The organism is Luteimonas sp. TWI382 (genome assembly GCF_039674545.1).
Classification (GTDB): domain Bacteria; phylum Pseudomonadota; class Gammaproteobacteria; order Xanthomonadales; family Xanthomonadaceae; genus Luteimonas.
In genome coordinates, this window is the sequence record NZ_JBDJNS010000014.1 from 18,942 (window position 1) to 31,840 (window position 12,899).

At 68.5% G+C, this 12,899-nt stretch carries 13 protein-coding genes; 7 read left to right on the forward strand and 6 right to left on the reverse strand.

Annotated elements, in window-relative coordinates:
* Positions 1-4: 4 nt before the first annotated feature.
* The 6 genes from ABE505_RS10525 to ykgO form a co-directional block, all read right to left on the reverse strand.
* Complete coding sequence (locus ABE505_RS10525; RefSeq protein ID WP_346442226.1) at positions 5-550, reverse strand: N-acetyltransferase family protein; 546 nt, start codon at positions 548-550, stop codon at positions 5-7.
* Between the two features lie 5 nt (positions 551-555).
* Positions 556-1,458, reverse strand: a complete 903-nt coding sequence (locus ABE505_RS10530) for a carbon-nitrogen hydrolase (RefSeq protein ID WP_346442225.1) — start codon at positions 1,456-1,458, stop codon at positions 556-558.
* A 91-nt stretch (positions 1,459-1,549) separates the two neighbouring features.
* The gene (locus ABE505_RS10535; RefSeq protein ID WP_346442224.1) at positions 1,550-2,752 is read right to left on the reverse strand and encodes a serine hydrolase domain-containing protein; all 1,203 of its coding nucleotides are present in this window, start codon (positions 2,750-2,752) and stop codon (positions 1,550-1,552) included.
* Positions 2,753-2,843: 91 nt separating this feature from the next.
* Positions 2,844-3,884, reverse strand: coding sequence for an agmatine deiminase family protein (locus tag ABE505_RS10540; protein WP_346442223.1), 1,041 nt, complete (start codon positions 3,882-3,884; stop codon positions 2,844-2,846).
* 4 nt (positions 3,885-3,888) lie between these two features.
* Positions 3,889-4,212 carry a hypothetical protein gene (locus ABE505_RS10545; RefSeq protein ID WP_346442241.1) on the reverse strand — a complete coding sequence of 108 codons (324 nt, stop codon included), beginning with the start codon at positions 4,210-4,212 and terminating at the stop codon, positions 3,889-3,891.
* A gap of 239 nt (positions 4,213-4,451) precedes the next feature.
* The gene (gene ykgO, locus ABE505_RS10550; protein WP_005913193.1) at positions 4,452-4,577 is read right to left on the reverse strand and encodes a type B 50S ribosomal protein L36; all 126 of its coding nucleotides are present in this window, start codon (positions 4,575-4,577) and stop codon (positions 4,452-4,454) included.
* A 107-nt stretch (positions 4,578-4,684) separates the two neighbouring features.
* Here ykgO and cmk point away from each other — a divergent pair, with 107 nt between their 5' ends.
* The 7 genes from cmk (at position 4,685) to galU (ending at position 12,874) form a co-directional block, all read left to right on the forward strand.
* Positions 4,685-5,365: a (d)CMP kinase gene (gene cmk / locus ABE505_RS10555; RefSeq protein WP_346442222.1), complete on the forward strand. Its 681-nt coding sequence runs from the start codon at positions 4,685-4,687 to the stop codon at positions 5,363-5,365.
* A gap of 266 nt (positions 5,366-5,631) precedes the next feature.
* Positions 5,632-7,320: a 30S ribosomal protein S1 gene (gene rpsA, locus ABE505_RS10560; protein WP_047135971.1), complete on the forward strand. Its 1,689-nt coding sequence runs from the start codon at positions 5,632-5,634 to the stop codon at positions 7,318-7,320.
* Between the two features lie 48 nt (positions 7,321-7,368).
* Positions 7,369-7,686: an integration host factor subunit beta gene (locus ABE505_RS10565; RefSeq protein WP_255350605.1), complete on the forward strand. Its 318-nt coding sequence runs from the start codon at positions 7,369-7,371 to the stop codon at positions 7,684-7,686.
* A 179-nt stretch (positions 7,687-7,865) separates the two neighbouring features.
* Positions 7,866-9,044 (forward strand): lipopolysaccharide assembly protein LapB, encoded by a 1,179-nt coding sequence (gene lapB / locus ABE505_RS10570; RefSeq protein ID WP_346442221.1) that lies wholly within the window; start codon positions 7,866-7,868, stop codon positions 9,042-9,044.
* On the forward strand, positions 9,045-10,049 hold the full coding sequence (locus tag ABE505_RS10575) for a glycosyltransferase family 4 protein (RefSeq protein ID WP_346442220.1): 1,005 nt from the start codon (positions 9,045-9,047) through the stop codon (positions 10,047-10,049).
* Positions 10,050-10,055: 6 nt separating this feature from the next.
* Positions 10,056-11,975: a nucleoside-diphosphate sugar epimerase/dehydratase gene (locus ABE505_RS10580; RefSeq protein WP_346442219.1), complete on the forward strand. Its 1,920-nt coding sequence runs from the start codon at positions 10,056-10,058 to the stop codon at positions 11,973-11,975.
* A complete protein-coding gene (galU, locus tag ABE505_RS10585; RefSeq protein ID WP_346442218.1) occupies positions 11,972-12,874 on the forward strand; it encodes a UTP--glucose-1-phosphate uridylyltransferase GalU in 903 nt (300 codons plus the stop codon). The genes ABE505_RS10580 and galU overlap by 4 nt, the downstream gene beginning before the upstream one ends.
* Positions 12,875-12,899 lie beyond the last annotated feature (25 nt).

A 12,899-nucleotide genomic window follows, 5' to 3' on the forward strand; every position in this document is an offset into this window, starting at 1 on the left:
CGGGTCATTCGTCTTCGGGTGGGGTGGCGGCGCCGTCGCCCAGCGCGCGCTGCATCAAGATGGTGTCGAGCCAGCGGCCATGCTTGCGGCCCGAGCCCGGCAGCACGCCGACGGTCTCAAAGCCCAGGCGCGCGTGGAAGCGGACGGAGGGGCCGTCCTGCGGTGGGCCGATCACCGCGATCATCTGCCGGAAGCCGCGCTGCGTGCAGGTATCGATCAGCGCGTCCATCAGCCGCCGTCCCACGCCTTGGCCGTGCAGCGCCGGTATGACGTAGACCGAGCTTTCGACGGTGAAGCGGTAGCCGATGCGCGCGCGGAAACTGCCGGCGTAGGCATAGCCGGCGAAGCGGCCGTCGAGCTCTGCGACCAGATACGGAAAGCCGGCCTGGCGCAGCGCCGACCAGCGCCGGCGCATCTCATCGCGATCCGGCGCGTCGTATTCGTAGGTGGCCACGCCGTCGACGACTTCCCGCGCGTAAAGCGCGGCGATCGCCTCGAGATCGCCGTCGTGCGCGTCGCGGATCACGACGCCAGGGGTGGGAGCAGCCACCGGCGTCAGTCGATATAGCGCTTGAGCAGATCGCCGTAGGCGTCGATCCTGCGGTCGCGCAGGAACGGCCAGATCCGGCGCACGTGCTCGCTGCGGCCCAGATCCACTTCGCAGGTCAGCAGCGTCGGATCGCCGCCGGCCTGGGCGAGGAATTCGCCCTGCGGGCCGAGCACGTGGCTGTTGCCCCAGAAGTCGATGCCGGCCGCGCCCAGCGGCGAGGGTTCGTGGCCGACCCGGTTGCACGAGAGCACCGGCAGCCCGTTGGCCACCGCGTGCCCGCGATGACTGAGAATCCAGGCATCGCGCTGGCGTGTCTTCTCGGCGTCGTCGTCGCTCGGGTCCCAGCCGATCGCGGTGGGATAGAGCAGCAGGTCCGCGCCCGCCAGCGCCATCAGCCGGGCGGCCTCGGGATACCACTGATCCCAGCACACCAGCAGGCCGAGTCGGCCGACCGAGGTTTCGATCGGCTTGAATCCCAGATCGCCCGGGGTGAAGTAGAACTTCTCGTAGAAGCCCGGATCGTCGGGGATGTGCATCTTGCGGTACTTGCCCGCCAGGCTGCCGTCGGCGTCGAACACCACGCCGGTGTTGTGGTACAGGCCGGCGGCGCGGCGCTCGAACAGCGAACTGACCAGGACCACCTGGTGCCGGCGGGCGAGCGCGGACAGCCGCTCGGTGCTCGGGCCGGGAATCGGCTCGGCAAGATCGAACGCATCGACGTTCTCTTCCTGGCAGAAGTACGCACCGTTGTGCAGTTCCTGCAACAGCACCAGCCGTGCGCCCTGCGCCGCCGCCTCGCGCACGCGCGCCTCGATGATCGACAGGTTGGCCTCGGCGTTGTCGGTGCCGCGGTCGATGATGGCGCGTTCCTGGATCAGCGCGACGGGCAGGGTGGTCTTGCGGGTCATGGCGGCGGTGCTACGGGACTCGAAAAGGCCGACCATGCTAACGCGGATAGACGCGCGCGCCCGCGCGCCGGCCACCGCCGTTCAGAGCGCGTCAAAGCGTGGCCGCGAGTGCGACGACGTCGGCCGTGAAGCGCGGGTAGTCCAGCGCCGGGGCATGCGGGGTATCGCGGCGCCGGATCTGCCGCACCGCCACCAGGCGCTTGTCGGGCACCACGACGATGTACTGGCCAAGGAAACCGTCCGCCGCATACGCCACGACCGGGCCGGTGTCCTCGTCGAACACATCCGCACGGGCGAGACCGCGCCCGGTAATCTGAGCCGAGTACAGCACCGGCCAGTCGTCGCCCAGTGCATCGCCCAGCGCCTTGCGCAGCCCCGCGGCGCCATCGAGTCGCTGCCCGCGCAGCGACTCCAGTGCACTGATCCAGCGTGGATCCGCGTCGCGTGCGCGCGCGGTTGCGATGGCGTCCTCGCGCACGGTCAGGAATTGCCACTCGGGAATGCGCCACCACAGCAGGCCGACGCGCGGTGAACGCGGACCGGCACTGTACAGCGCCTGGACGAAGCCTTCGGGCAGCAGGCGCGTGCCATCGGGTGTGACGCCGTCGTCGAGCAGCAACTGGCCGAGCTTGGCCGCGTCGCTTGCGGTGACCGACAGGCCGGCCATGGCCCAGGGATTTCCGGCCGGATCCTTCAGCCAAGAGCCAGGGTGGATGTCGAGTGGGTCGAAGAGACGGCTTTGGAGATAGGCGTCCATCGGCATCCCGCTGGCCCTTGAGATGACGCCGGACAGCAGGTTGGTGGCCTTGTTGTTGTACGAAAACGTTTCGCCAGGCGCGGCATCGAGTTCCGCCGCCAGTGCGAGTTGCACGATGTCGGGTGCTGGTTCGAGTTCTTCGCCGGCGTTGGGCACGTTCTGCAGGCCCGAGGTGTGGTCGAGCAGCATGCGCACGGTGATGTCGCGCTTGCGTCCCTGCGCCCATTCGGGGAAGAAGGTGTGGACGGGGGTGTCGAGCGAGTCCAGCTTGCCGTCGGCCAGCAGCAGGCCGACGCCCAGCGCCACCACCGACTTGGTCGCCGACATTAGTTCGATCGGTGCGCGCGCCGGATCGGTGGCGGTGTCGACCAGCACGCGACCGTCGTGGACGATCAGCAGCGCATCGGATTCGGCGGCCGTCGAGGCCGCCTGCAACCGGGCCAGTGCTTCGGTGGTGGTGTCCTGGCCCGGCGCGGACGCCAGGGCCGCTGCGGACAACAGGAAGGCCGCGATGGCGGCGAGCAGGGTGCGAGGCATCGAAAGAACTCCAGGCGGTGGGCCAGAGTGGCGACACCTGTAGTCACGCTCCAGTGCCGTTGGTCATGCTTTCGTCCGGGGCGGACCGGGATCAGCCTGCGAGCGCGCCCTGCGGCAATTGCATGGTGATGCAGTGCAGGCTGCCGTTCTGCCAGATCAGCGGGCGGCAGGGCACCTGCACGATCTCGCGGCCAGGGTACGCCTGCGCCAGCACGGCGGCGGCGGCCGCGTCGGCCGGGTCGCCATAGGCGGGCATCAGCACTGCGCCGTTGAGGATCAGGTAGTTCGCATAGCTGGCCGCCAGGCGGCGGCCCTGGTCGAGGATCGGACGCGCCCACGGGAGCGGGAACAGCCGATACGGCGCGCCATCGGAGGTGCGCAGCGCCGCGATCTCGTCGGCCATTGCGTGGAGTTCGGCGTGGTGCGGATCGTTCGCGTCATCGCAGGCCTGGAAGACGATCGCATCGTCCGGCGCGAACCGGGCGAGGGTGTCGATGTGCGCATCGGTGTCGTCGCCTTCGAGGTAGCCGTGGTCGAGCCACAGCACGCGGTCCTGCGCCAGCCAGTCCGCCAGCCGCGCGCTCAGTACATCGCGCGAGGTCTCGGGGTGTCGCTCGTGCAGGCAGCGCCAGGTCGTGAGCAGCGTGCCGGCACCGTCGGTCTCGATCGCACCGCCCTCCAGGGCGAAGTCGATCTGCCGGCGCTGGGCCTGGTCGGCGAACAGGCCGGCCGCGTGCAGGTGCCCGACCAGCCGGTCGTCGCGACTGGCGTCGAACTTGCCGCCCCAACCGGTGAAGCGGAAGTCGTTGAGGACGAACGCATCGCCGCCCACCAGGGTGATCGGCCCCGAGTCGCGCAGCCAGGTGTCGTCGTAGGCCGCTTCGACGAAGCGCACGCGGTCCATGTCGACCCGGTTGGACGCCAGGCGCACATAGGCGTAACTCTGGACGTCCTCGTCGGGCACGCAGATCAGCACCGGCTGGAAGCGGGTGATGGCCGCGACCAGCGCGATGTAGGTGTCCTCGACCTCGCCCAGGCGTTCCGCCCAGTCGGTGTCTTCGGTCGGCCAGGCGATCAGGATGGCGGACTGGGGTTCCCACTCCGCGGGGAAGCGCATTGCGGTCTTGGTCATGGACTCAACGGATGGCGGGCTTGGGGCCGATCTCGGACGCGGTCGCGCGATTGGCGACCGTGTCGACGACCCGGTTGCGTTCGAAGTAGACGGTGAAGGCGGGGTAGACCCAGCGATGGATCGTCGGCCATTGCCGCTTCTGTCCGCCGCGCGGTTCGAGGCGCTGGGACGGTGCGCCGAAGTCGGCCTCGACCTGGGCCATCGTCATGCCGCGTGCGGGGACGGCCAACCCGGCCGGCTTTCGGCTGCGGTCGACCAGCAGGGTGTCGGCCGTGGCCGGTGCGGTGCCGAGCAGCAGGGCGGCGCCCAGCGCGGCGGCTGCGAACATCGTGACGGTGGAACGCGACATGACGGACTCCTGGCCTGCGAACGGGAGGGGCGTGGCCGGGAACCCGGCCGCATGGCGGCTGTGTAGCAGACCCGCGGCGACGGCGCTGCATGCGGCCGGCGCCGATACGACGAAGGGCCGCATCGCTGCGGCCCTCGCGTGCTGCGCCCGGCCCGAAGGGCTGACGCAGGATTGCCGGAACACCACGTCGCCGGGGCGCGCGTGCTCCGCCTCGCTGTTTAGCGCTGACGCGCCTTGAAGCGGGGGTTGGACTTGCAGATCACGAAGACCTTGCCGCGGCGACGCACAACCTTGCAATCGCGGTGGCGGGTCTTCGCCGACTTCAGGGACGACAGGACCTTCATGACAAACCTCTGGGATGGGATACGAACGGCAAGCCGGCTATTCTAGCGGCTTATTTCCACCTGATTCAAGCGCTTGGGCCTTCGGGCGCGATGCGCAGGAGATGCGTATGACGGCCGAGACGCCGGTGTTGACGATCGACGGCCCCTCCGGGTCGGGCAAGGGCACGATCAGCCGGGCGGTCGCGCAGCGGCTGGGCTGGCACTACCTGGACTCGGGGGCATTGTACCGGGCGGTCGGGGTGTCGGCCGGCTGGGCCGACCTCGACCTGGGCGACGCCGGCGCGCTGGTGCGCTGCGCGTTCGACACCACGATTGCATTCCGCGACGACCCGAGCGGCGAGCCGCGCGTGATCGTCAACGGACACGACGCTACCGACGAGCTGCGGACCGAGACCGCAGGGGCCGCGGCTTCGGCGATCGCGGCCATTCCCGAAGTGCGTGCCGCGCTCAAGGACCGGCAGCGCGCATTCAGGACGCCGCCGGGGCTGGTCGCCGACGGCCGCGACATGGGCACGGTCATCTTTCCCGATGCGCGCTGGAAGGTGTTTTTGACCGCGAGCGCCGAGGAACGCGCCGAGCGGCGCTATAAACAGTTGAAGGGCAAGGGGGTTTCGGTGACAATGGACGGTCTGCTGCGCGAGATTCTCGCGCGTGACGCCCGCGATGCCAGCCGCGCAGTGGCGCCGCTGCGGCCGGCCGAGGAGGCCGTCCGCATCGACACCACCGGCCTGGGCATCGAGGCCGTCGTGGCGCAGGTGCTGGCGCTGTTGCCGGCGCGCATGGACTGACAGACCCGGTCCGGCGCGCCTGCCGTCGTCGGCGCGCCCAGCAGTCGCGTGCCCCCGGACGGAGCGTCCGGTCGCATGCCGCAGTCGCAACATCGCGTCATCGCTCCAACGGTTCCGGCACCACGCCCAGGGCGCGGCGCCGGGTGTTCTTCCATGCCAACACTCACGGCCCTGCAATCCCGCGACGGCCGATCAACGGGTGGACCACCGACACCGCGCTCCGTCGCTGCGCCGGCCCGGTCCGACATCAACCAGGTATTCACCAAATGACCGAATCATTCGCAGAACTGTTCGAACAGAGCCAGACCAATCTGGCCAAGCTCAAGCCGGGCGCCATCGTCTCGGGCGTCGTGGTGCAGGTCCGCACCGACGTCGTCGTGATCAACGCCGGCCTGAAGTCCGAAGGCATCGTGCCGATCGAGCAGTTCCGTAACGAGGCCGGCGAGATCGACGTGGCCGAGGGCGACACCGTCAAGGTGGCGCTGGACTCGCTCGAAAACGGCTTCGGCGAGACCGTGCTTTCGCGCGAGAAGGCCAAGCGCGCGATGGTGTGGGACGAACTCGAGGAAGCGCTCGAGAAGAACGAGACCATCACCGGCCGCATCAGCGGCAAGGTCAAGGGCGGCTTCACCGTCGACATCAAGGATGTCCGCGCGTTCCTGCCCGGCTCGCTGGTCGACGTGCGTCCGGTCCGCGACCCGGTCTACCTCGAGGGCAAGGAACTCGAGTTCAAGCTGATCAAGCTCGATCGCAAGCGCAACAACGTCGTCGTCTCGCGCCGCGCGGTGGTCGAGAGCGAGCACTCCGAGGAGCGCGAAGCGCTGATGGAGAAGCTGGTCGAGGGCGCCGTGCTCAAGGGCGTGGTCAAGAACCTCACCGACTACGGCGCGTTCGTCGACCTGGGCGGCATCGACGGCCTGCTGCACATCACCGACATGGCCTGGAAGCGCGTGCGCCATCCGTCCGAAGTGGTGGAAGTGGGCCAGGAGCTCGAAGTCCGCGTGCTCAAGTACGACCGCGAGCGCAACCGCGTCAGCCTCGGCCTCAAGCAGCTGGGCGAGGATCCGTGGGACAACATCTCGCGTCGCTACCCGTCCAACACCCGCGTGTTCGGCAAGGTCTCCAACGTGACCGACTACGGCGCGTTCGTCGAGATCGAGCCGGGCGTCGAGGGTCTGGTGCACGTGTCGGAGATGGACTGGACCAACAAGAACGTCAACCCGTCGAAGGTCGTGCAGGTCGGCGACGAAGTCGAGGTCATGGTGCTCGACGTCGACGAGGAGCGTCGTCGCATCTCGCTGGGCATCAAGCAGGTCACCAGCAACCCGTGGGAGACCTTCGCCGCGATCCACAAGAAGGGCGACAAGGTCGACGGCCAGATCAAGTCGATCACCGACTTCGGCATCTTCATCGGCCTGGACGGCGGCATCGACGGCCTGATCCACCTGTCGGACATCGCCTGGAACTCCACCGGCGAGGACGTGGCCCGCAACTTCAAGAAGGGCGACACCCTCGAGGCCGTCGTGCTGGCGGTCGATCCTGAGCGCGAGCGCATCTCGCTGGGCGTCAAGCAGCTCGAGCAGGACCCGCTGGGCCAGTTCATGGCCAACAACCCGCGCGGCTCGAAGGTCTCGGGCACCGTGAAGGAAGTCGACGCCAAGGGTGCGGTCATCGACCTGGGCGAGGGCGTGGAAGGCTACGTGTCGGCGCGCGACATCAGCGACCAGCGCATCGACGATGCCAGCCAGCATTTGAAGGTCGGCCAGGAGATCGAGGCCAAGTACTTCGGCATGGACCGCAAGACCCGTTCGCTGCAGCTGTCGATCCGCGCCAAGGACGAGGCGGAGACCGCCGAGACCCTGGCCGAGTACAACAAGCAGGCCTCGGACGCGTCGAGCGGCACCACCAAGCTGGGCGCGCTGCTGCGCGAGCAGCTGGGCAACAAGTCGGAGTAATGCGTTCGGCGCCGGTCCGGGGACGTCCCCGGACCGGCGTTTGCGCATCTGCAAGAACGAGACATGACGAAGTCGGAACTCATCGAGCTGCTGACCCAGCGGCAAGCCCATCTCAAGGGCGAGGACGTCGACCTGGCGGTCAAGGCCATGCTCGAAATGATGGGCGGCGCGCTGGCAGCAGGCGACCGTATCGAGGTCCGTGGCTTTGGCAGCTTCTCGCTGCACTTCCGACCGCCGCGGACCGGCCGCAATCCCAAGACTGGCGACGCCGTGGCGCTGCCGGGCAAGCACGTCCCGCATTTCAAGCCGGGCAAGGAACTGCGCGATCGCGTCAGCGACGTGCAGCCGTTGCCTGCGGACGAGTGAGCGCCCTGGGGCGCGCCGTTCCCCGTCCCTTCGGTGTCGCCGCGTGCGGTTGGCACCGCCGATCCCCGAGCGGTTAGGATCGACGGCGGCCCGCAGGCCGTCGCGCGATGCCGTGGCCGCGTGTCCGCTCGCGCCCGCCGTCGCGCGAAAGCGGCGACCTTCCTGATGGAGCGTGATCCATGGCGTTTGTCACCGAGTGGTTCTGGTTCTTCCTCCTGCTGCCGATCGCGGCGCTCAGCGGCTGGGTGATCGGGCGACGCGGCGGCGAGCGGCACAGCGACACCCAGGTCAGCCGGCTGTCGACGACGTACTTCCGCGGCCTCAACTACCTGCTCAACGAACAGCCCGACAAGGCGATCGAGCTGTTTCTGCACATCGCCGAGCTCGACAAGGACACCTTCGAGACCCAGGTCGCGCTCGGCCACCTGTTCCGGCGGCGTGGCGAGGTCGATCGTGCGATCCGCCTGCACCAGGGGTTGGTGCAGCGCCCCGATCTCAACGACCAGCAGAAGGTGCAGGCGCTGCTGGCGCTGGGCGAGGACTACATGAAGTCGGGCCTGCTCGACCGTGCCGAGACTGTGTTCAGCGATCTGGCGCGCATCGATCAGCGGGCGCCACACGCGCTGCGGCACCTGATCGGCATCTACCAGGCCGAACGCGACTGGGCGAAGGCGATCGAGAACGCGACCCGCTACGAGGCGGCGACCGGCGAACCGATGGGCAAGCTGATCGCGCAGTTCGAATGCGAACTGGCCGATCGCCATCGCTCGGCCGGCAACCCCGACGAGGCCCGCGCAGCGGTCGCGCGGGCCTACGCCGCCGATTCGGGATCGGTGCGCGCCGGCATTCTCGAAGGCCGGATCGAAATCGATGCCGGCAACGACGCTGCGGCGATCCGCGCGTTCGAGCGTGCGGCCCGCCACGATCCCGATTTCCTGCCCGAGATCCTCGGGCCGCTGCTGGCCGCCTACGAGCGGGTCGGCGACACGCCTGGCGCGCGCAACTTCCTGTCGCAGATGACCGAACACTACCCGGGTGTGGCGCCGGTCCTGGCACTGACCCGACTGGTCGAACAGGAAGAAGGCGTGCACGCGGCGCGGACCTATCTGGCGCGCCAACTCAAGGATCGTCCGTCGGTCCGGGGCGAGGCCGCGCTGATCGATCTCACCCTCGCCGACGGGGTCGATCCGGCCGGCACGCTGCAGGAACTGCGGTTGATCACCGAGCAGTTGCTGGTGCGCAATCCGAGCTACCGTTGCAAGCAGTGCGGCTTCGGCGCCCGCAGCCATCACTGGCAATGTCCCAGCTGCAAGGAGTGGGGCACGATCAAGCCGTTGCTGAACTACGCCGTGGTCTGAGTGCAGCCGCAGGCGCTCATCGCAGTCGCCGTTCTGGCTCTGGTCTCGACGTCGCTGGGGACCTGGCTGGCGCGGCGCTATGCACTGTCGCGCAAGCTGGTCGACGCGCCGGGCGAGCGGCGCAGCCACGCGGCGCCGACGCCGCGCGGTGGCGGCATCGCGATCGTGGTCGTCATGCTGGGCGTGCTCGCTTGGACGGCCTGGCAGGCGGCGCTCCCCGGGGTGCACCTGGCGTTGTTGATCGGCCTTGTGCTGGTCGCCGGTATCGGCTGGATGGATGACCACCGGCCGTTGTCGCCATGGTCGCGGCTGGGGGTCCACGCGGTCGCCGCCGCGCTGCTCGCGGGGGCGGTGGCCCATGCCGGCCAGCCCCTGTGGTGGGGCGCTGCGGTATTCGTACTGGCCGTCGGTCTGATCAACGTCTGGAACTTCATGGACGGGATCGACGGCATCGCCACCAGCCAGGCGATGCTGGCCGCGCTGGCGGTAGCGTGGGTGGCCGGGCCCTGGGGCGGGGCCGGCGTGCTGGCGATCGCGCTGCTGGCCGCCTGCGGCGGCTTTCTGCCGTTCAACTGCCCAAAGGCACGGATCTTCCTTGGCGACGTCGGCAGCGGCAGTCTCGGCTATGTGCTGGCAGGGCTGATCGCTGCGGCATCGCTCGAGATCGGTCATCCGGCGGTCTGGGCGTTGTGCTTTCCGCTCGCGCCGTTCCTGATTGACGCCTCGTTGACACTCGTTTCACGCATGCTCCGCGGCGAACGCTGGTGGACGCCGCATGTTCAGCATGTCTACCAGCGCGCCGTGCAGGCCGGGCATCCGCATGCGAGGGTCGCCGCAGGCTATGCGGCGCTGTCGATGGTCGGGGTCCTGGTGTGCGGATTGCTCGCCGGGCACGGTGGCCCGGTTATCATCGGAGCCTTGGTCGCATGGTATCTGCTCATTGTCTGTGTCTGGTGCGCGGCTCGTGTCCGCTTGCTCGCCGGGCAACGTTGCCCTCAAGGATGAATCGCGATGCATGATGTAAGGACCCGGCTCGGCGTCCTGGGACCGCGTGTGGCCGTGGTCGCACACGACCTGGCCATGGTCTGGCTGTGCTGGGTCGGCCTGCACCAGTTCCGTCTTTCGGTCATGGCGCAGGCGCCTGCGTTCTCGCCGGTGTCGATCGAGGTCGCGCTGATTCTGCTGGCGCAAGGCGTGATCTTCTGGCGCGTGGGCCTGTATCGTGGCGTGTGGCGCTTTGCCAGCATCCCGGACCTGCTCAACATCGTGAAGGCGTCGGTCCTGGGCCTGCTCGCGATCCTGCTCGTGCTGTTCGTTTACAACCGGCTCGATCTCGTCCCGCGCAGCGTGCTGATCGTCTACCCGTTGCTGCTCGCAGCGTTGCTGGGCATGCCCCGGCTGCTGTACCGGGCCTGGAAGGACCACGGCAGCGTGCGGCTGGACCAGACCGCCACGCGGGTGCTGATCCTCGGCGCCGGCCAGGCCGGAGAGACGCTGGTCCGAGACTTGCGCCGGACCGGGGCCTACGATCCGGTCGGCTTCCTCGACGACGCGCCGAAGTTGCGCGGCAGCCAGTTGCAGGGCGTGCCGGTGCTGGGGCGGGTCGAGGACGTGGAGCGGATCGCCCCGGAGACCGCCGCCAAGCTGCTGGTCATCGCGATGCCCTCGGCCGATGCCGCGGCGATGCGCCGCGTGGTTGCGGCCTGCGAACGGACAGCGCTGCCGTTCCGGACCGTGCCGCGGCTCGACGACCTGCTGGAAGGCCGCTCGCTGCCGGGCGAGTTGAAGGAAGTCGCGATCGAGGATCTGCTCGGGCGCAAGCCGGTGCTGCCCGATTGGAAGGCGATTCGTGGCTGGCTGCGCGGGCGCTGCGTGCTGGTGACCGGAGCCGGCGGCTCGATCGGATCGGAACTGTGCCGACAGTGTGCGCGCCACGGTGCCGCGCAGATCGCGTTGGTGGAGATCGACGAACTCGCGCTGACCCGCATCGAGGCCGAACTGCGGCGCGACTTCCCGCATATCCGGGTCACGCCGGTGCTCGGCGACTGTGGCGATCCGGCGGTGACCGCGCATGCGATGCGGCTGTCGTCGCCGGACGCGGTGTTCCATGCCGCGGCCTACAAGCAGGTGCCGGTCCTGGAGCAGCAATTGCGCGAGGGCGTCCGCAACAACGTGCTGGCCACCCGCAACGTCGCCCGTGCGGCAGTCGAACACCGCGCGAGCACGTTCGTGCTGATCTCCACCGACAAGGCGGTCGATCCGGTGAATGTCCTCGGGGCGACCAAGCGTCTGGCCGAAATGGTCTGCCAGGATCTGGCCGGTGACGGCGGAACTGGCTTTGTAACCGTGCGTTTCGGCAATGTGCTCGACTCGGCCGGTAGCGTGGTGCCGCTGTTCCGCGAACAGATCCGGCGCGGCGGCCCGGTGACCGTGACCGACCCGGAAGTCACGCGCTACTTCATGACCATCCCCGAAGCCTGCCAGCTGATCATGCAATCGGTCGCGATCGGCGCCTCGCAGGCCGTCTACACGCTCGACATGGGGGAGCCGGTCTCGATCCGCCTGCTGGCCGAGCAGATGATCCGCCTCGGCGGCAAGCAGCCCGGTCGCGATATCGCAATCGTCTACTCGGGCCTGCGCCCCGGCGAGAAGCTGCACGAAACCCTGTTCCACGCCGACGAACGCTATCGGCCCACCGTACATCCGAAGATCCTGCAGGCCGAGGCGCGCCCGGTGCATACCGAGAAGCTGGCATCGGCGTTGGCGCGGCTCGACGAGGGCGTCGCGCGCTACGATCTCGAGCAACTGGCAGCGACGCTGCGCGAGGCCGTGCCCGAGTTCAAGCCGGTCGTTGTGGATCCCGCGCTGCAGCGTACCGGTACCACGGCGACCATCGTTGCCTTTCCCCCACGACACGCGAGACAACCATGACGCAAAGGATTCGAAAGGCGGTGTTTCCCGTTGCCGGCCTGGGAACGCGGTTTCTGCCCGCGACCAAGACCGTCCCGAAGGAAATGCTGCCGATCGTCGATCGCCCGCTGATCCAGTATGCGGTCGACGAGGCGATCGAGGCCGGCTGCGACACGCTGGTGTTCGTGACCAACCGCTACAAGCACGCGATCGGCGACTACTTCGACAAGGCCTACGAGCTCGAACATCGGCTCGAGGCGTCGGGTAAGCATGAATTGCTGGAGAAGGTGCGCCGGCCGCTGCCCGACGGGGTGCGCGCGATCTTCGTGACCCAGCCCGAGGCGCGTGGCCTGGGCGATGCGGTCCTGTGCGCGCGGCCGGTGGTCGGCAACGAGCCGTTCGCGGTGATGCTGCCCGACGACCTGTTGTGGAACCGGGGGGGCGATGGCGCGCTCAAGCAGATGGCCGATGCGCATGCGCAGACCGGTGCGAGCATGATCGCGGTGCAGGACGTGCCCCCGGAGAAGACCGCCAGCTACGGCATCGTCGCGACCGATCCATTCGAGGGCCGGCATGGCCGCATCCACTCGATGGTCGAAAAGCCCAAGCCCGAGGAGGCGCCGAGCAATCTGGCGGTCGTCGGCCGTTATGTGCTCGATGGACGCATTTTTTCATTGCTCGAGAAGACCCCGCCGGGCGCAGGCGGGGAGATCCAGCTCACCGACGCCATCTCGGCCTTGCTCGCCGAAAAGCCGGTGCATGCTTACCGCTTCCGCGGCACGCGCTTCGATTGCGGAACGCATCTGGGCTTGATCGAGGCGACGATCCGATACGCACTCGACAACGAAAAGCTCAGCGAACCGGCGGCAGCGCTGATGCGCGACGCGCTCGACGAGCTCGGGGTTCGCGACCTCGACTGACGACAGCCCAATCGCCGGGTCCGCG

Bases quoted from the DNA above. Each gene is read 5' to 3' on its own strand.
- ABE505_RS10530 (WP_346442225.1), bottom strand. From the start codon at position 1,458: ATGACCCGCAAGACCACCCTGCCCGTCGCGCTGATCCAGGAACGCGCC.
- ABE505_RS10535 (WP_346442224.1), bottom strand. From the start codon at position 2,752: ATGCCTCGCACCCTGCTCGCCGCCATCGCGGCCTTCCTGTTGTCCGCA.
- ABE505_RS10540 (WP_346442223.1), bottom strand. From the start codon at position 3,884: ATGACCAAGACCGCAATGCGCTTCCCCGCGGAGTGGGAACCCCAGTCC.
- ABE505_RS10545 (WP_346442241.1), bottom strand. From the start codon at position 4,212: ATGTTCGCAGCCGCCGCGCTGGGCGCCGCCCTGCTGCTCGGCACCGCA.
- ykgO (WP_005913193.1), bottom strand. From the start codon at position 4,577: ATGAAGGTCCTGTCGTCCCTGAAGTCGGCGAAGACCCGCCACCGCGAT.
- cmk (WP_346442222.1), top strand. From the start codon at position 4,685: ATGACGGCCGAGACGCCGGTGTTGACGATCGACGGCCCCTCCGGGTCG.
- rpsA (WP_047135971.1), top strand. From the start codon at position 5,632: ATGACCGAATCATTCGCAGAACTGTTCGAACAGAGCCAGACCAATCTG.
- lapB (WP_346442221.1), top strand. From the start codon at position 7,866: ATGGCGTTTGTCACCGAGTGGTTCTGGTTCTTCCTCCTGCTGCCGATC.
- ABE505_RS10580 (WP_346442219.1), top strand. From the start codon at position 10,056: ATGCATGATGTAAGGACCCGGCTCGGCGTCCTGGGACCGCGTGTGGCC.
- galU (WP_346442218.1), top strand. From the start codon at position 11,972: ATGACGCAAAGGATTCGAAAGGCGGTGTTTCCCGTTGCCGGCCTGGGA.